Consider the following 17234-nt stretch of genomic DNA (forward strand, 5'->3'; position numbering starts at 1 on the left):
GCTCAAAAGGTAGGCGCGGGCCGGGGGCGCGGTCGTCACCAGTGAGGAGGGTCCTTCGGCCTCCCTCTCAGGTACTACGGCCGTCTCAGCTCCGGGTCAGTAGCCCGCCGGCCGCACCAGCCCCGACTCGTACGCGAACACCGCCGCCTGCGTACGGTCCCTCAGGCCCAGCTTCACCAGGATGCGGCCCACATGCGTCTTCACGGTCTGCTCGGCGACCACCAGCCGCACGGCGATCTCCGCGTTCGACAACCCCTGCGCGATCAGCGCCAGCACCTCCGTCTCCCGCTCGGTCAGGTCGCCGACCCGGTCCTTGAGCGGGGCGCGGGGCCTGCCGTCCAGCTGGGAGAACTGGGCGATCAGCCGCCGGGTGATGCCGGGCGCGAGCAGGGCGTCGCCCGCCGCCACCACCCGTACCGCCTCCGCGAGCTTGTCCGCGGACGCGTCCTTGAGCAGGAACCCGGAGGCGCCGGCCCGCAGCGCCTCGTACACGTACTCGTCGAGGTCGAAGGTGGTGAGCACCAGCACCTTGATGTCCGGGCGTTCGCCGGTGATGCGGCGGGTGGCCTCGATGCCGCCCAGTTCGGGCATGCGGATGTCCATCAGGACGACATGCGGGGTGAGTTCGGCGACCTGGGCCACGGCGTCGAGGCCGTCCACCGCCTGGCCGACCACCTCGATGCCGGGCTGGGCGCCCAGCAGCACGGAGAAGCCCTGCCGCACCATCTGCTGGTCGTCGGCGATGAGCACACGGATGGGACTGCTCGTCATGCGCTGTCGTCCTTCTGGGGGTCGGGGAACGGGAGGACGTCGTCCGGGCCGTCCTCGCTGCCTTCGGCGAGCGCGGCGACCGGAATGAACGCGCTGACCTGGTAGCCGCCGTCGGGCTCGGGGCCCGTCCGCAGGTCGCCACCCAGCATGGCGACCCGCTCCCGCATGCCGAGCAGACCGTGCCCCGCGCCCGGCGAGGCGGGAGCGGCGCGTTGGGGACGGGAGTTGACGATCCGCACCCGCAGTCCGTAGGGAACGTACTCGACGTCGACACGGGCGCTCGCTCCCGGCGCGTGCCGCAGGGCGTTGCTCAGCGCCTCCTGCACGATCCGGTACGCCGACAGCTGCACGCCCGACGGCAGGGACCGGCGTGCGCCGACCGTCCGGAGGGTCACCCTCAGTCCGGCCGCGCGGGTGTTCTCCACCAGTGCGCCCAGCCGCTCCAGATCGGGCTGCGGGCTGTGCGGATCGGCGCCCGCGTCGTCGGGGGCGTCCGCACCGGGGCCCTCCGAGCGCAGGACGCCCAGGACCCTGCGCAGTTCGGTCAGCGCCTCGAGCGCGTTCTGCCGGATGCCCTCCAGGTTCTCCCTGAGCTCCGGGGGCGGGTCCGCCACCAGGTGCGGGGCGACCTGGGCCTGGATGGAGATGACGGACATGTGGTGGGCGACCACGTCGTGCAGTTCGCGCGCGATACGGCTGCGCTCCTCCAGCAGGGTCCGCCGGGCCCGCTCCTCCGCGGTCAGCGTGGTCTGCCGGCCGAGCTCCACGCGGGCCTCGCGGCGGCCGCGCAGCGCTGTGCCGAGCACCACGACGACCGTGAACAGGGCGAGGGCGAGGACGCCGGTGGGACGCGCGACGTCACCGCCCCACACGCTCTCCAGGAAGTAGGTGACCAGCACCGTCAGCCCGAGTGCCTCGGCGGCCACCCGGGTCCGCACCCGCAGCGCGAGCAGCAGCAGCACCAGCAGCTGCGCGAGGATCCCGGCCGTGGTCCACGGACAGGTGACCTCGGACCCGGGCGGCACGCCCAGCCGGGCGTGGATCATCAGGGCGCTCACCAGCGTGGCCCCCGTCGACAGCCACCACGCCGGGATCGGCCGCCGCAGGGCGACGACCACGGCGCCGCCCTGCGCGAGAGCCGTCAGGAAGCCGGACCCGAGGCCCTGACTGCCGTTGTCCGTCAACTGGGCCGTGCCGCCCAGCGTGATCCCGAAGGCCGCCACGCACAGCACGGTGTGCGGCAGCCGGCGCAGCCGTGTGGAGGGCGGCAACGGGTCCGCGCGGACGGTCCACAGGTCCTCGCGCAGGGTCCGCAACCCGTCGAGGACCCGGCCCCCGAACACCCGCCGGACGCCCTTTTGCGTCACCCGGACCGCCTTAAACACGACGGGCCCCCGCTTCGGACGGCCGGTCCGGCGGCCGATGCGATCGGACGACGCGTGAACCTCGCACCGTCCGCCGTACGCGCTCGCCGGGGCGCCCGTGCTCGTAGGAGCGAAAGGCGAGCCAGCAGACGGTCAGGGCCAGGGCGAACACCGGGAGCCAGGCGAGCCGGGCCGCCACCCAGCCGAGACCGTCGGGACGGGTGTGCAGGCCGGGCAGGCGGCCCACGAGCAGGCCGGTGGCCGTCGTCGCCATCATGGCCGTCTGGTGCCACAGGAAGATCGTCATCGCGGACAGGTTCACGAAGGCCACCGCCGCCCAGGCCAGGGGCCGTCGCATCGCTCCGCGCAGCCGGTCGCGCAGCAGCAGCGCCGGCCCGCACTGGGCCAGACCGAAGGTCACCGCGGCCAGCGTCGGCGGGTTGAGGTTGGAGACGGACGCGCCCGGGACGCCGACCATCGAGGCCGGGTAGTGCGCGAGGACGACCAGGGCCGCCGTCGCCGCCGTACCGCCGGTGAAGAGGATCCAGCCGGCGCGGGGGCGGTCCAGTTCGCCGCGGGTCCAGGCCGCGCCGAGGGTGTACGGCACCAGCCAGCCGGCCGCCAGGTTCACCCAGCCGAGGCTCTGCGGAGCGCCGAGGCCGAAACGGAGTAGGTCCACATGGAGGACGACGGCCAGCGGCCACAGGGGGTTGAGCCGGGTGAGCCAGGGAGTCGCCGCGGTGAGGGCGGCGAACACGACGAGGAACCACAGGGGCGACAGCGCGAGTTTGGCGAGGGTGCGGACCGTGTCGAACGGAGTGCCGGTCAGGAGCAGGGCGGTCGTGACGACCGTCCAGAGGACGAGCACGGCGGCGACGGGCCGGAACAGCCGCACCAGCCGGGCGAGAAGCCAACGGCGGTACGACGTCCCCTTGGCGCGGGCCGAGGTGTAGCCGCGGGTCGCCACATGCCCGCCGACCAGGAAGAACACCGAGAGGGTCTGGAAGGCCCAGGAGATCGGGGCGAGCCAGGGCATCCGCTGCAGCGGGCTGCTGGTGTGCAGGGCGGCGCCGTCCGCCACGAGGGCGGTGACCAGCCAGTGGCCCAGGACGACACCGAGGACGGCGAAGGCGCGCAGGGCGTCCACGGCCCGGTCGCGGTCGGGCGGGGTGGCGGCCTCGACGCGGGCGGCCGAGCGTCGTACCGCGGTCCGGACGCGGTGCCGGCCCGGCACCTGACGGACGCTGTGTTCCGTGCTCCCCGCCTCACGCATGGGTCACCTCCCCCGTCTCGCCGAGGACGATCCGGGCGAGGTTGGCCAGGGAGACCGAGCCCGGGGCGAAGTAGTCGCCGTGGCCGCCGCTGCCCGCCGCGAAGACCCGGGCGCCGAAGGCCGGGGACACGGGGTCGGTGCCGAAACCGACGGTCGTGCCGAAGAGGGTGGTGCTGACGTGCGGTACGTCCGCGATCCAGTCGTCGCTGCCGCGTGCCGCCCAGATCCGGGCCGTCGTCCGCAGGGCCCGCGCCGAGCCGCGTCCGGTGCCCGGGCTGCCCACCAGGGCGATGTCGGTCACGCCGAGCCCGGCCAGCCGGGGGGCGGCCGCGGCGCAGACGACCGAGCCGTAGGAGTGGCAGAGCAGGGAGATCCCCGGCTTCCCGCCCGCCGCGGCGCGGAGTTCACGGAGGACGGCGCGCAGCTCGGGGGCGGCTTGCTCGGCCCGGCCCGTGGTGAGGACGGTCGTGCTGATCGTCGCGGGGGTCCGGTAACCGAGCCAGGCGACCACCGCGGTGCGGGTGCCGGGCGGGGTCTCGTGGGTGATGCGCTGGTGCAGGGCCGACGCCGTGGCGCGGAAGCGGCCGTAGGTGTCGAGGGAGGTGTCGGAACCCGGGACCAGGACGGCGACCCTGGTCGCATGAGCGAGGTCGCCGAGGACCTCGGTGACCTGGCCGGGACCCCGCCCGTCGAAGTGCAGCAGACGGCTGGTCGGGGCGGCCAGAGCGCGGTCGGTGGCGGCGCGGGCGCGGTCACCGTGGGCCTCGGCCATCCCGGCGGCCCGGGCGGCGTCAACACGGTTCGCCGCGTACGCCGAGGCCAGGGTGGCGGGGGTCAGGGGGGCGAGGACGGCGGGCGGCGGCGCGGGGATCGCGGGGCGGGCCGCACCGGAGAGCGGGAGGACCACGGCGGCCGCGACGAGGGCGGCGAGGGCGGCGCGGCGCCATCTGGATCCGCCCGCCCGCGCTCGCCGGGTGCCGCCCCCGGCCACCGCCTCCCGCTCCCCCACCGCTCGCCCCATCGTCGTCTCCCCTCCCAGTTCGCCCGGTCATCGGGCTTGGCTGGTTGGGAAGTTACGGACGCGGGGTTGTCGTCGGCGTCCCGCCCGGGAGCTGTCCTACGGAGTAGCTCTCAGGTACTACGGGTATGTGAGGGGCGGCCGGAAGGCGAGCCGGGCGATCTCCTCCACCCGGAAGGCGAGCCGGGCGATCTCCTGTACTCAGAAGGCCAGTTGGGCGATCTCCTCCGCCACCACCGCGCAGGCGTCCGCCGCCGGGTCGATGAGGGGGAAGTGGCCGACGTCCTCCAGGAGCGTGAGGCCCACCACCTCGCCGGCCTTCGCCGCCGCGTCCGCGTACGACTCGGCGACCGCCTGCGGTACGACGAGGTCGCTCCGCCCCTGGACCAGCGTCGTGGCGATACCGGTGGGCAGCAGCAGCGCCGGGTCGGCGTACGGGCGGCGTTCGGCGAACTTGTCGTCGCCACCCAGGAGTTGGCGCGCGGAACCGGAGCAGACGTCCAGCTTGTCGGCCACCTCCAAGTCGGCGATGGGCGCCAGGGCCACCACACCGCGGAGCGCGGCGGGGGCGGCGGTGCGCCAGGGCGTGTCCGGCGGCAGGACATGGCGGGCCGCCGCCCACAGGGCGAGGTGGCCGCCCGCCGAGTGCCCGGTGAGCACCATGCGGCGCGGGTCGGCCTGCGGCAGCGCCCGCCGGGTGAGGGCCGGCAGCGCGTCCAGGGCCGCCGAGACATCGTCGAAGGTGTCGGGCCAACGCCCGGCCACCGCAGGGGAGTTGGATCGCCCCGAGGTCCCGGTCCCGTCTCCCCGCCGGTACTCCACGCTCGCCACCGCGAACCCCCGCCGGGCCAGGAAGGCCGCGAACGGCGAGATGTGCCGCCGGTCGTACGGCGCCCGCCAAGCGCCCCCGTGCAGGACGACGACCAGCGGAACGGGCGCCCCCGCCCCCGTCCCGCCCCGCGGGGCGTAGAAGTCGATCAGCTGGTCGGGGTGGTCCCCGTACCCGGCGATGGAGTCGGGGTCGACCGCCGGGTGCGAGAACGCCGACTCCTCCTCGGCGGCGGCACGGGCTGCTGCGGCGTCGTCCGGCATGCTCCAACCTCTCAGCGATGTAACGGAGTCAGGGCCCGGTGGGGAACCGGCCGTTGGCCGGGACGGTACCAGGCCGGTGACGTGCGCCGACACGCGGATGTCACGCTGGGTGAGGGGAAAACGGTTCTGTCGGACCATTTCCCCCTCACCCGCTCACCCGCTCACCCGCGCCGGCTAGCTCCCCAGTGTCTGTCCCAGCACCCGGGCCGCCCGCTCCACGTCCGCGAAGGAGACGTACAGCGGTGTGAAGCCGAAGCGCAGGACGTCCGGGTGCCGGAAGTCGCCGACCACACCCCGCTCGATCAGCCGTTTCATGACGTCCCCGGCGTCCGCACAGCGCAGTGCGACCTGGCTGCCGCGCTCCTCGTGCGCGACCGGGGTCAGTGATTCCACGAGCCCCGCCGGCACGTACTCCTCCACGCACTCCAGGAAGAAGTCCGTCAGGGCGAGGGACTTGGCGCGTACCGCCTCGACCGGGACTCCGTCCCAGACGTCCAGCGCCGCCTCCAGGGCCAGCATGGACAGGATGTCCGGGGTGCCGACGCGGCCCCGCAGCGCGCCCGGCGCCGGTTCGTAGTCCGGGCGCATGCCGAAGGGCTCGGCGTGCGAGTTCCAGCCCGGCAGCGGGGAGTCGAAGCGGTTCTGGAGGTCACGGCGGACGTAGAGATACGCCGGTGAACCGGGGCCGCCGTTGAGGTACTTGTACGTGCACCCGACCGCCAGGTCCACCCCATGCCGGTCCAGGCCGACCGGCAGCGCGCCCGCGCTGTGGCACAGGTCCCACACGCTGACCGCGCCCACCGCGTGCACCGCCGCCGTGAGGGAGGGCAGGTCGTGCAGCCGGCCCGTGCGGTAGTCGACGTGGTTGAGCAGCACGGCGGCCGTACGGTCCGAGAGCACGCCCGGCACCTGCCCCGGAGCCACCGGGCGCAGTGTGCAGCCCGTCAGCCGGGCCGCGGACTCGGCTATGTAGCCGTCGGTCGGGAAGGTGGTCGCGTCGACGACGATCTCGTCCCGCCCCTCCCCCGCCGACCGCGCCAGGCGCACCGCGCCCACAAGTGCCTTGAAAACGTTGACACTTGTCGAGTCGCCGACCACGATCTGTCCGGCCGCCGCCCCCACCAGGGGGGCGATCCGGTCGCCGATCCGCTCCGGCGCCGTCCACCAGCCGCTCTCGTCCCAGGACCGGATCCTGAGCGAGCCCCACTGGCGTCGTACGACGTCGTCGACCCGGCCCGGGACGGCCGCGGGCAGCGCGCCGAGCGAGTTGCCGTCCAGGTAGACGACCTCGTCGAGGACGAACTCGCCGCGCACCGCGGCCAGTTCGTCGGCGGCGTCCAGTTTCTCCGCGCGCACTGCGAGCTCAGACATGTGACCGCGCCGTCCACAGCTCGGGGAACACGTTCTTCTGCGCCCGCTTCTCCAGCCAGGCCACCCCGGCCGAGCCGCCCGTGCCCGCCTTGGAACCCATGGCGCGGCGCGTGGCGACCAGGTGGTCGTTGCGCCATCGCCACACCAGTTCGGCGACATCGGTCAACGCCTCGCCGAGACGGGCGAGTTCGGCGCTCTCGTCGCCCGCGTAGAGCGCGGTCCAGACCGCCTCGACCTCCTCCGAGGGCTCGTAGCGCCGCGAGACGTCGCGCCGCAGCACCGCCTCGGGGATCGCGTGCCCGCGCCGGGCGAGCAGCCGCAGCACCTCGTCGTACAGGCTCGGCTCATGCAGCGCCTTCTCCAGTTCCGCGTGGACTCGGGGCGCGCCACGGTGCGGGACCAGCATGGACGCGGACTTATCGCCGAGCAGGAACTCCATGCGGCGGTACATCGCCGACTGGAACCCGGAGCCCTCGCCGAGGGCGGAACGGTAGGAGTTGAACTGGGCGGGGGTGAGCTGGCCGAGCGGCTTCCAGGAGGCGTTCAGCGCCTCCAGTTCCCGCACGGAACGCTTCAGCGCGGCGATCGCGGTCGGCACGTCGTCCGAACGCAGGGCGCGCGCCGCCGTCTCCCATTCATGGACGATGACGGTGAACCACAGCTCCATGACCTGGGTCGTGACCAGGAAGACCATCTCTCCGGGGTCGTCGGAGAGGGTGTGCTGGAGATGGGTGAGCACGTCCGCCTTGACGTAGTCCTCGTACGGCGTCGTGCCGGCGAAGTCGAGATGCGGGGTCTCTGGCTCCTGGGTCTCGTGAGCCTCGTGGGACATCGCGGTCTCCTGTGATGTTCTCCGGGTAGCGGTCCGCCCCTGCCGTTACCGACACGGGGGCCCCGGTCCCCACCCGCATTCTTTTCAATGCCCCCCGGCATCGCAAGGCCCGCCTCGTCACACCGGACGGGCGGGCCTGGGAGGGACGGGTCACCCGAGGGTCTGGGCCGCCGTCGGGGAGGAGTCCTTCAGGAACTGGGTGCAGCGCTCGTACTCCTCCTGCTCGCCGATCGCGCCGGCCGCGCGGGCGAGGGCGTGCAGGGCGCGCAGGAAGCCGCGGTTCGGCTCGTGCTCCCACGGCACCGGGCCGTGCCCCTTCCAGCCGCTGCGCCGCAGGGCGTCCAGGCCGCGGTGGTAGCCGGTACGGGCGTAGGCGTACGACTCCACGACACTGCCCCGCTCGAACGCCTCGTCGGCCAGCTGGGCCCAGGCCAGCGAGGACGTCGGGTACTTCGCCGCCACGTCCGCGGGCGGCGTCCCGTTCGCCAGCAGCTCACGCGGCGCGGGGTCGTCGGGAAGGTGAGTCGGGGGCGGTCCCCCGAGAAGGTTCTCGTGAATGGCCATGGCACCCAGTCTCCTCCATCCCCCTCAGCCAGAGCACGGCCCCGCCCACGTACCGACTCACCAGCCCGGCTCAGGAGATGCGCTTGGCTGCGCGACCCCCCTCCAGTGGTGGAGCCGCCACGCCCCCGTGGGTGCGGCATTCCGGGCGGCGGCAGTCGGGGGGGAGGGGGCGTACGGTCGTGAAGGCCACTGCCGAGGCCACGACCAGTACGCCGGCGCACAGGAGCATCGCGCGGTGGAAGGCGGTGTTGAAGGCGTCCGGGGAGCGGTAGGCCTCGGGGCCCATCCCGGCGAGCAGCGGCAGCGCGGCCACCGCGATCAGACCCGCCGCGCGGGCCGCCGCGTTGTTGATGCCGCTGGCCAGCCCCGCCCGCGCGGTGTCCACCGAGGCCAGGACGGTCGCGGTCAGCGGCGCGACCAGGGCGACCATGCCGGTGCCCTGCACCAGCAGGGCGGGCAGGACGTCGGCCACGTAGGAGGAGCCCGGGCCGACCCGCAGCATCAGCAGCATGCCGGTCGCGCACAGCAGCGGGCCGACGGTGAGCGGGATGCGCGGTCCGATCCGGTCGGCCAGGGCGCCGGAGCGGGCCGAGAACAGCAGCATCATGGCCGTCGTCGGCAGCAGGGCCGTACCCGCGGCGAGCGGCGACCAGCCGAGGGCGACCTGGAGCTGGAGGGCGGTGAGGAAGAAATAGCCGCCGAAGGCCGCGTACACGCACAGCGTGACCAGGTTGACGGCCGTGAACTGGCGGGAGGCGAAGATGTCCAGCGGCATCATCGGGTCCGGGCGCCGCTTCTCGACGTACACGAAGGCGACGCCCGCGAGGACACCGGCGACCGCCGTGACGGCGACGATCAGGGAGCCCTGCCGGGCCTCGATCAGGGCGTAGGTGACGAGGGCGAGCGAGAGCGCTCCGAGGAAGGCGCCCAGGATGTCGAAACGGCCGTGCGCACGGCCGTCCGCGGAGTCGGGCACGTGCCGTACGGCGATGGGCGCGCACAGCAGGGCCAGCGGGACGTTGAGCAGGAACACCCAGCGCCAGCCGGGCCCGGCCACCAGCCAGCCGCCCAGGAACGGCCCGACGGCCGCGCCGATGCCCCCGAACCCGGACCACAGGCCCACGGCCCGCCCCCGGTCGTCGGGGTGGAAGGACGCCTGGATCAGCGCGAGGGAACCGGGCGTGAGCAGCGCCCCGCCGACCCCCTGGAGGGCACGGGCGGCGATGAGCACCCCGGCGTTCGGCGCGAGCCCGCACAGCAGGGACGCGGCGGCGAACCAGACGACACCGAGCACGAAGATCTTGCGGCGGCCGTAGCGGTCGCCGAGGCTGCCGCCGAGCAGGATCAGCCCGGCCAGCGTGAGCATGTACGCGTTGACGGTCCACTGCAGCGCGGCGAGATCGGCGCCGAGATCACGGCCGATGCGCGGGAGGGCGACGTTGACGACGGTCGAGTCCAGCATCGCCATGCTGGAGCCGAGGACGGTGGTGAGCAGGATCCATCTGCCCTGGGGTGAGGCCAGCCGGACGTCGGGCATGCCCCAGGTATACAGCGAGCCCGGCGCCTTCCGACAGGCACCGGGCTCCGTGTGAAGCTGCTGACCGCCGCCGCTTACTTGATCTTGTTGCCCGCCGAGCGCAGGTTCTGCGTGGCCTCCACGACGCGCGCGGCCATGCTCGCCTCGGCCAGCTTGCCCCAGGTGCGCGGGTCGTAGGTCTTCTTGGAGCCGACCTCGCCGTCGACCTTCAGGACGCCGTCGTAGTTCTTGAACATGTGGTCGGCGACCGGACGCGTGAAGGCGTACTGGGTGTCGGTGTCGATGTTCATCTTGACGACGCCGTTTTCCAGGGCGGTGCGGATCTCCTGCTCGGTGGAGCCGGAGCCGCCGTGGAAGACGAAGTCGAACGGGGACTGCTTGCCGAACTTGGCGGCGACGCCGTCGCTCAGCTCCTTCAGCAGCTCCGGACGCAGGACGACGTTGCCCGGCTTGTACACGCCGTGGACGTTGCCGAAGGAGGCGGCGAGCAGGTAGCGGCCCTTCTCGCCCAGGCCCAGGGCCTCGGCCGTGCGGATCGCGTCCTCGACCGTGGTGTACAGGGAGTCGTTGATCTCGTGCGAGACACCGTCCTCCTCGCCACCGGTCGGGGTGATCTCCACCTCGAGGATGATGTTGGCCCGGCGGGCCTGCTCCAGGAGCTCCTGCGCGATGGAGAGGTTGTCCGCGAGCGTCTCGGCGGAGCCGTCCCACATGTGCGACTGGAAGAGCGGGGTGAGACCGGCCTCGACCCGCTTCTCGGAGATCGCCAGCAGCGGGCGTACGTACCCGTCGAGCTTGTCCTTCGGGCAGTGGTCGGTGTGCAGCGCCACGTTGACCGGGTACTTCTCGGCGACGATGTGCGCGAACTCGGCGAGCGCGACCGAACCGGTCACCATCTCCTTGGCGTACTGGCCGCCCAGGAACTCGGCGCCGCCCGTCGAGATCTGGACGATGCCGTCGCTCTCCGCCTCCGCGAAACCGCGCAGGGCCGCGTGCAGGGTCTGGGTCGAGGTCACGTTGATGGCCGGATAGGCGAACTTGCCAGCCTTCGCCCGGTCCAGCATCTCGTTGTAGACCTCGGGAGTTGCGATGGGCATCTGTCCGCTCCTTGGTATGTGCGGGTTGGCGATCTGCGTACTACGGCCCTGACCTAGACCTTGGGGGTGACGTCATCGTCGGCCCACATCTTTCCAGACTCGGCCGGATGCTTTGCCCGCCCTGTCCACCTTGTGGATAACTAGTCCAGACCCAGGTCGTCCTTCGAGTAGGCGAAGAGATACGGCACCCCCGCGCCCTCCTGGATCTTCTCCGCGGCGCCGGTCGCCCGGTCCACGATCGTCGCGACCGCGACGACCTCGGCGCCGGCCTCGCGCACCGCCTCGACGGCGGTCAGCGGGGAGCCGCCGGTGGTGGAGGTGTCCTCGACGACGAGCACCCGCCGGCCCTTGATCTCCGGGCCCTCGACGCGCCGCTGCAGCCCGTGCGCCTTGGCCGCCTTGCGGACGACGAAGGCGTCCAGACGCTTCCCGCGCGCGGCGGCCGCGTGCAGCATCGAGGCCGCGACCGGGTCGGCGCCCATGGTGAGCCCGCCCACCGCGTCGAACTCCAGGTCGGCGGTCAGGTCCAGGAGCACCTGGCCGACCAGCGGAGCGGCCTCCCCGTCGAGCGTGATGCGGCGCAGGTCTACGTAGTAGTCGGCCTCCAGACCCGAGGAGAGGGTCACCTTGCCGTGCACCACGGCCTTGTCCTTGATCTGCTGCAGCAGCGCGCCACGTACGTCCGTCGTCATGCCAGTCAGCTTAAAGGCGGCGTCAGGTGCCGTCAGAGGCGGCGCCAGGTCCAGGTGGTCGCGGCTTCCAGCGGCTCCAGGGGCGTGACCAGCCGGGGCAGCGTGTTCAGTCCGTCGGGCGGCCCGGTCTGCGGCTCCACGCAGACGGCGGCCTCCTGCTCGTCGTACACCACGACCCACTCCTCGCGGCTGGCCACCTTCAGTTCCAGCTGCCCGGGCCAGGTGAGCGTGACGTCGACACCGCCGGGCATGCCGAAGCAGTCGTCCCAGGGGCCGGGCCGCGGCTCGATCCGGTTGCCGGTGGGGAGGTGGTCCGCCCCGCGCTCCTCCTGCCAGGCGGGCGTGAAGTCGACGCGGACGTCCTCGCCGCCCAGGTTCCGGTTGAACCAGGGGTGCCAGCCGATCTGGGCCGGGAAGGAGGAGTCGTACGTCTCCACGGCCATCGTCAGCGTCAGCGAGTCGGGCGTCAGCGCGATCTGCTGGGTGACCCGCCCGGGATAGGGCCAGGGCTCGACCAGGTCGTACGTGATCACCGCCTCGTCGGTCTGTACGCGCGCGGGGCGCCAGGCGCCGTCGCGGACGGTGCCGTGGATGGCGTGCGGCGGGGAGTTGAGCGGCATCTGGTGCACGGTGGCGCCGTCCCGGAACCGTCCGTCCCGGATCCGCCCGCACCAGGGGACCATCGGGAAGCAGCCGAACCGCTCGCCCTGGCGCAGCAGTTCGACCCCGCCGATCCGCAGCCCACCGATCCGTCCGCCGTTGCCCGGCCGCACGGTCACCTCCGCGTCGCCCGCGGTCAGCGTGATGTCTTCGTCGCTCACGGGACGACCCTACTGGGGTGATCAAGGGGGCGGCGGTGGACCAGGGCGCGGTGCGCACGTCACCGGCGCCGGCGCAGCACCCGTCCCACCACGATCGCCGAGGCCAGCACCACGGCCGCCGCGGGGGCCGCCCAGCGCAGCGGGGATCCCGGGGAGACCGTCTGCGGGGCGGGCACGGGGGCGTAGCGGCCGCGCGGCGGGGCGTGGTCGACCTCCTCGGCGCTGCGGCCGATCATCGTGCGCCGGGCGTGGGCCGCCTCGGCGGGAGGTTCGGCGAAGCCCCCCGGTACTCCCGCCGCCTCGTCCTCGGCGTCCTCGGCGTCCTCCGCCTCTTCCGTGTCGGCGTCCTCGGCCACCGGATCGAGTGACGGCGGCGGTACCTCGGTGTCGAAGACGGACGCCGGGCCGGGCGCCGGCTCGTCGTCCGCGTCCGGCGTGGTCTCGTGGTCGTCGGTGACCGCGGCCTGCGGCTTCCGCGTGGCCGGCGGCTCGGGCTGCCCGGACTCCGCGGACTCCTCCGTCGCCGCCAGGTTCTCCGCGAAACGGTTCAGCAGCCGGGTCACCGCGGAGCCCACCGCGTCGGCGGGCAGTTCCGTCACCCGCCCGTCCGCGGACGCCGTCCCCTCGAAGGCCAGCGTGGAACCGCCCTCCGCCTCCGTCACCCGGAGGGTGAGCGCCAGCTTCACCGAGCCGGTGCCGCGCGTCTCGGTGGCGTCGCCCTCGACGGCGTACGACCCGTCGTCCCGGGCCGTGACCCTGAGCGTTCCCCGGTAGGTGACCGAGTGGCTGCCGACGCGCACTTTCAGCCGCCCGGAGACGGGTCCGGCCCCGGCGTCCTGCTGGAGCCCGGGAACCGCCCGGGCCACCCTCGCGGGATCGGCGAGCGCCTCCCTCAGCCGCAGGGACGGAACCGGAACGAACACGTCATGCTCCATAGCCGCCGAGCCTACCCACGGGTTCGCGGGCTGCACCCCCGTTGGCCGAAAGTGACGCGGCCGGTTCAACCCCCCGGCGTCACCAGCCCCGTCTCGTACGCGATCACGACCAACTGCGCCCGGCTGGCCAGGCCCAGTTTGCTCATCGTGCGGTTCAGATGGGTCTTCACCGTGGCCTCACTGATGAACAGGCGGTCCGCCGCCTCCGCGTTGGTCAGGCCGCGCGCGACCAGCTTCAGCACCTCCCGTTCACGGCCGGTCAGGGCCGCGAGACCCGGCGGTGGTTCGGGGAGGTCGGCGGCGCGGGTGAACGCCTCCACCAGGCGCCGGGTCACCACGGGCGCGAACAGCGCGTCGCCGCCGTGGACGGCCGTCACCGCGGCCAGCAGGCGCTCGGGGCCCGCGTCCTTCAGGAGGAACCCGGAGGCACCGGCGCGCAGGGCGCCGTACACGTACTCGTCGAGGTCGAAGGTGGTCAGGACGAGGACGCGGGGCGGGGGGCCGGTCGCGGCAGCGAGGATGCGTTCCGTCGCCTCGATGCCGGTCATGCCCGGCATGCGGATGTCCATCAGGACGACGTCCGGGTGGGTCTTGGCGGCCAGCCGCACGGCCTCCGCGCCGTCCGCCGCCTCGCCGACGACCTCCATGCCGGGGGCGGCGCGCAGCAGCGCGACGAGTCCGCCGCGGACGAGGAACTGGTCGTCGACGACCAGCACCCTGATCGCCGCTGGGGCGTTGCCGGTGTCGGTCATTCCTCGACGGCGTCCTCACGGCGTGCGGCCGGCGCTGTCGGCAGGGTCAGATGCACGCCGAATCCCCCCTCGCTGCGCGGGCCGACGACGATCGTCCCGCCGTAGAGCTTGGCCCGCTCCCGCATCCCGATCAAGCCGTGGCCGCCGCGTTCCTGCTTTCTGTCCGGAATCACCCCCTCCCCCTCGTTCACGACGGACACCGCCATCTCGCCCGCGCGGTAGGCGAGTTCGACGGTGGCATGGGCGCCGGGGGCGTGTTTGACCACGTTGGTCAGGGCTTCCTGGACCACGCGGTAGAGGCAGAGCTGGACGCCGGGCGGCAGGGGGCGCGGTTCGCCGGTGACGCGGAGGTCGACGGGGACGCCGCCGGCGCGTACCCGCTCGACCATTTCGGCCAGTTGAGCGAGTCCGGGGGCCGGGCCGCTGTCGGCGCCGGAGACTCCGTCGGCCCGCAACAGGCCGAGCATGCGGCGGAGTTCGGCGAGTGCCTCGCCGCTGGTGCCGGCGATGGTGTCCAGCGCCTCGCGGGCGGTGCGGGTGTCGGAGGTGAAGACGAAACGGGCGAGGCCCGCCTGGACGTTGATGACCGCCATGTGGTGGGCGACCACGTCGTGCAGCTCGCGGGCGATCCGCACGCGTTCCTCTGCGACCTCGCGGCGCGCCCGGTCGGCCTGCTCGGCCCTCAACTGCCGGGTCAGGTCGGCCGTCCGGCGGGCGGTGTGCCCGAACCACCACAGCACCACCGGGTACGCGACGGACTGCGCGGCCACGGACGCCATCGAACTGCCCTGGGTCACCAGCCCCGCGTAGATCCACACGCCCGCCATCAGCGCGGCGCAGACGGCGGTCGTGCGCAGCGGGCGCAGGGACGCCACCGTGTAGAAGGCGAGCATCGGGCCGAAGGAGTTGACCACCGGCCAGTGGCCGAGCGAGACGTAGGCGATCGCGCAGGCGTCGACGAAGACGCAGACGGCCACCGGGGCGCGGGCGCGCAGCACGGTGGGCAGGTTGCACAGGGCGACCAGGCTCCAGCCGAGCGGGTCGAGTGCGGGCCACCCCTGGGCGGCCGACTCCCGGCCGAGCAGGACGGCCACCGTCGTCTGCGCCGCGGTGATCAGGCCGTCGACCACGAGGGGGTGGATCCGCATCGCCGCAGCGTAACGCCGGTACGCAAGGCGGGGCGTCAACCTTCCGCGGTACCGCGGAAGTTGCAGGAACCGCGCGGTTGCCGCGCGGGTTGGGGCCCCTTTCCAACCAGTGGGGGATTCGGGGCGGGGTGGGGCGCCCGTAGCTTTTCGGTGCAGGCCGCGACGGGGGAAGCGGGGGAGTACGGCGGTCCGTCACCTCGGGGGGAGGTCGGCGGACCGCCGTTCCCGCGCGGCAGGGCGGCGATCGCGTACGTCAGTCGGCGTACCGCGGGTGCACCAGGGTCGAGGGCGGCAGGCCGGTGACGCGGGCGCGGGCGGCGGTGCGGACGTCGGCCGCGAGGGACGCCGGGGTGAGGGTTCGCGGGTGCGGGGCGCGCGGGTCGAGGGCCAGGCGCGGGGTGGCCTCGGCGGCGGCCAGGAAGAAGCCCCAGTCGCCCCGCGCGCGGGAGCCGATCGCCGTACGGTCGGGGCCCGCGGCGAAGCCGGCGTCGCGGCCGCCCACCCGGTAGGCGACGGGGTGCAGACCGGCGGCGCGCAGGGTCGCCCCGACCGTCCAGAACACCCGCGGCCGGCCGGCGAACGGCCCCGCGTGCACCACCAGCCGCCCGCCCGGCGCCAGTGCCCGGCGGGCGAGCCCGTAGAACTCCTCGGAGTACAGCTTGGTGCTCGCCGTGATGCCCGAGTCCGGCAGGTCCGAGATCACCACGTCGTACGCCGCCGTGGGCGCCGTGCGCAGCCAGTGGAAGGCGTCCGCGGTGGCCACGCGCACGCGTGGGTCGTCGTAGGCGTGCCCGTTGAGGCGGGACAGCGCCGGGTCCCGGCGGGCCAGCCGTACGACGCCCGCGTCCAGTTCGACGACGTCCACCCGCCGTACGCCGGGATGGCGCAGCACCTCGCGGACGGCCAGCCCGTCACCGCCGCCGAGGACGAGCACGCGCGCGTGCGGGCCGTTCATCGCCGGGTGGACCAGCGCCTCGTGGTAGCGCTGTTCGTCGCGTCCGCTGACGCGCAGCCGGCCGTCGAGGAACAGGTCCAGGGGCCGGCCGTGGGTGCCGCCGGTGAGGACGACCTCCTGGACTCCGGTCTGCAGTGCCACGCGTACGTCCTGGCCGTACACCGCGTGCCGTGCCGCCCGTTCGAAGTCGTCGACCAGGACGGCGGCCGAGGCGAGCAGGGCCAGGACGGCGAGGTTGGCGGCCAGCAGTGTCCAGCGGGCGCGGCGGGTGAGGTCGCGGCGGAACAGGCCGAGGACGAGGGTGGCGCCCGCGACGGCGTTGACGGCGCCGGTGAGCAGGGTACCGGTCAACTGGCCCAGCAGGGGCAGCAGAAGGAACGGGAAGGCCAGCCCGCCGACCAGCGCGCCCACGTAGTCCGCCGCGAACAGGTCGGCCACCGCACCGCCCGCGTCCTGCCGGCGCACCCGCTGGATCAGCTCCATCAGCAGCGGCACCTCGGCGCCGATCAGCAGACCGATGGCCAGCGAGAAGGCCACCAGCAGCCAGCGCGGCCCGCTCGCCCACAGCCCGCCCCAGTCGCCGGTCCAGGCGAAGACGGCGTACAGCGCCATGGCACTGCAGCCGCCGGTCAGGGCGAGGACCGCCTCGATCGCGCCGAAGCCGGCCGCGGCCAGCCGGCGCAGCCGCTTCGCGACGAGCGAGCCGATGCCCATCGCGAACACCATGACCGACAGCACGACGGACGCCTGGGTGACCGAATCGCCGATCAAGTACGAGGCCAGGGCGACCAGTTCGAGCTCGTACACCAGTCCGCAGGCAGCGCAGACGAACACGCACACGAGGACGAGGAACCGCCCGGTGGCCGGCCGCACCGGCAGCCGCGCCCGGCCCGCCCAGGGGGGTGGCGGGCCGGGTGGTGCGGGCGCCTGCGGTTCGATCACGACAGCGACGTTACGTCACACCGACATCACCCTTCGTCACCCACACGTGTGGAACTGGTGGTCGGTTGGT

16 protein-coding genes are annotated in these 17234 nt (G+C 73.4%); all 16 read right to left on the bottom strand.

Annotation, left to right across the window (positions count from 1 at the left end):
• Positions 1-96: 96 nt before the first annotated feature.
• Entirely contained in the window at positions 97-771 is a 675-nt protein-coding gene (locus ACWCQ1_RS15010; protein ID WP_133044175.1) for a response regulator transcription factor, read from the bottom strand.
• Positions 768-2138 carry a sensor histidine kinase gene (locus ACWCQ1_RS15015; protein ID WP_451026635.1) on the bottom strand — a complete coding sequence of 457 codons (1371 nt, stop codon included), beginning with the start codon at positions 2136-2138 and terminating at the stop codon, positions 768-770. The genes ACWCQ1_RS15010 and ACWCQ1_RS15015 overlap by 4 nt, the downstream gene beginning before the upstream one ends.
• A gap of 10 nt (positions 2139-2148) precedes the next feature.
• Positions 2149-3408, bottom strand: coding sequence for an acyltransferase family protein (locus ACWCQ1_RS15020; protein WP_358598243.1), 1260 nt, complete (start codon positions 3406-3408; stop codon positions 2149-2151).
• Positions 3401-4429, bottom strand: a complete 1029-nt coding sequence (locus ACWCQ1_RS15025) for an alpha/beta hydrolase (protein ID WP_451026636.1) — start codon at positions 4427-4429, stop codon at positions 3401-3403. Before ACWCQ1_RS15025 ends, ACWCQ1_RS15020 begins: the two co-directional genes overlap by 8 nt.
• 198 nt (positions 4430-4627) lie before the next feature.
• Positions 4628-5518: an alpha/beta hydrolase family protein gene (locus tag ACWCQ1_RS15030; protein ID WP_451026637.1), complete on the bottom strand. Its 891-nt coding sequence runs from the start codon at positions 5516-5518 to the stop codon at positions 4628-4630.
• A 174-nt stretch (positions 5519-5692) separates the two neighbouring features.
• Positions 5693-6889, bottom strand: a complete 1197-nt coding sequence (gene kynU / locus ACWCQ1_RS15035) for a kynureninase (RefSeq protein ID WP_358598252.1) — start codon at positions 6887-6889, stop codon at positions 5693-5695.
• Entirely contained in the window at positions 6882-7721 is an 840-nt protein-coding gene (locus ACWCQ1_RS15040; RefSeq protein ID WP_358598255.1) for a tryptophan 2,3-dioxygenase family protein, read from the bottom strand. The genes kynU and ACWCQ1_RS15040 overlap by 8 nt, the downstream gene beginning before the upstream one ends.
• 150 nt (positions 7722-7871) lie before the next feature.
• Entirely contained in the window at positions 7872-8285 is a 414-nt protein-coding gene (locus ACWCQ1_RS15045; protein WP_133044168.1) for a DUF3151 domain-containing protein, read from the bottom strand.
• 70 nt (positions 8286-8355) lie between these two features.
• Positions 8356-9822 carry an MFS transporter gene (locus ACWCQ1_RS15050; RefSeq protein ID WP_358598258.1) on the bottom strand — a complete coding sequence of 489 codons (1467 nt, stop codon included), beginning with the start codon at positions 9820-9822 and terminating at the stop codon, positions 8356-8358.
• Positions 9823-9896: 74 nt separating this feature from the next.
• Positions 9897-10919: a class II fructose-bisphosphate aldolase gene (gene fbaA, locus ACWCQ1_RS15055; protein WP_133044166.1), complete on the bottom strand. Its 1023-nt coding sequence runs from the start codon at positions 10917-10919 to the stop codon at positions 9897-9899.
• Between the two features lie 140 nt (positions 10920-11059).
• Positions 11060-11611 carry an orotate phosphoribosyltransferase gene (gene pyrE / locus ACWCQ1_RS15060; protein WP_133044165.1) on the bottom strand — a complete coding sequence of 184 codons (552 nt, stop codon included), beginning with the start codon at positions 11609-11611 and terminating at the stop codon, positions 11060-11062.
• A 32-nt stretch (positions 11612-11643) separates the two neighbouring features.
• Positions 11644-12432: an aldose epimerase family protein gene (locus tag ACWCQ1_RS15065; protein ID WP_133044164.1), complete on the bottom strand. Its 789-nt coding sequence runs from the start codon at positions 12430-12432 to the stop codon at positions 11644-11646.
• Positions 12433-12491: 59 nt separating this feature from the next.
• On the bottom strand, positions 12492-13367 hold the full coding sequence (locus tag ACWCQ1_RS15070) for an SRPBCC domain-containing protein (protein ID WP_451026638.1): 876 nt from the start codon (positions 13365-13367) through the stop codon (positions 12492-12494).
• 65 nt (positions 13368-13432) lie between these two features.
• Positions 13433-14119 (bottom strand): response regulator, encoded by a 687-nt coding sequence (locus ACWCQ1_RS15075; RefSeq protein ID WP_451026639.1) that lies wholly within the window; start codon positions 14117-14119, stop codon positions 13433-13435.
• Positions 14116-15267: a sensor histidine kinase gene (locus tag ACWCQ1_RS15080; RefSeq protein ID WP_133044161.1), complete on the bottom strand. Its 1152-nt coding sequence runs from the start codon at positions 15265-15267 to the stop codon at positions 14116-14118. The genes ACWCQ1_RS15075 and ACWCQ1_RS15080 overlap by 4 nt, the downstream gene beginning before the upstream one ends.
• A gap of 253 nt (positions 15268-15520) precedes the next feature.
• Positions 15521-17164 carry a polyamine aminopropyltransferase gene (locus ACWCQ1_RS15085; protein ID WP_451026640.1) on the bottom strand — a complete coding sequence of 548 codons (1644 nt, stop codon included), beginning with the start codon at positions 17162-17164 and terminating at the stop codon, positions 15521-15523.
• Positions 17165-17234 lie beyond the last annotated feature (70 nt).

This window comes from Streptomyces sp. NPDC002144 (genome assembly GCF_053593695.1).

Excerpts from the sequence above, each read along its gene's own strand:
- ACWCQ1_RS15010 (WP_133044175.1), bottom strand. The coding sequence starts at position 771 with ATGACGAGCAGTCCCATCCGTGTGCTCATCGCCGACGACCAGCAGATG.
- ACWCQ1_RS15020 (WP_358598243.1), bottom strand. The coding sequence starts at position 3,408 with ATGCGTGAGGCGGGGAGCACGGAACACAGCGTCCGTCAGGTGCCGGGC.
- ACWCQ1_RS15025 (WP_451026636.1), bottom strand. The coding sequence starts at position 4,429 with ATGGGGCGAGCGGTGGGGGAGCGGGAGGCGGTGGCCGGGGGCGGCACC.
- ACWCQ1_RS15030 (WP_451026637.1), bottom strand. The coding sequence starts at position 5,518 with ATGCCGGACGACGCCGCAGCAGCCCGTGCCGCCGCCGAGGAGGAGTCG.
- kynU (WP_358598252.1), bottom strand. The coding sequence starts at position 6,889 with ATGTCTGAGCTCGCAGTGCGCGCGGAGAAACTGGACGCCGCCGACGAA.
- ACWCQ1_RS15040 (WP_358598255.1), bottom strand. The coding sequence starts at position 7,721 with ATGTCCCACGAGGCTCACGAGACCCAGGAGCCAGAGACCCCGCATCTC.
- ACWCQ1_RS15045 (WP_133044168.1), bottom strand. The coding sequence starts at position 8,285 with ATGGCCATTCACGAGAACCTTCTCGGGGGACCGCCCCCGACTCACCTT.
- ACWCQ1_RS15050 (WP_358598258.1), bottom strand. The coding sequence starts at position 9,822 with ATGCCCGACGTCCGGCTGGCCTCACCCCAGGGCAGATGGATCCTGCTC.
- fbaA (WP_133044166.1), bottom strand. The coding sequence starts at position 10,919 with ATGCCCATCGCAACTCCCGAGGTCTACAACGAGATGCTGGACCGGGCG.
- pyrE (WP_133044165.1), bottom strand. The coding sequence starts at position 11,611 with ATGACGACGGACGTACGTGGCGCGCTGCTGCAGCAGATCAAGGACAAG.
- ACWCQ1_RS15070 (WP_451026638.1), bottom strand. The coding sequence starts at position 13,367 with ATGGAGCATGACGTGTTCGTTCCGGTTCCGTCCCTGCGGCTGAGGGAG.
- ACWCQ1_RS15075 (WP_451026639.1), bottom strand. The coding sequence starts at position 14,119 with ATGACCGACACCGGCAACGCCCCAGCGGCGATCAGGGTGCTGGTCGTC.
- ACWCQ1_RS15080 (WP_133044161.1), bottom strand. The coding sequence starts at position 15,267 with ATGCGGATCCACCCCCTCGTGGTCGACGGCCTGATCACCGCGGCGCAG.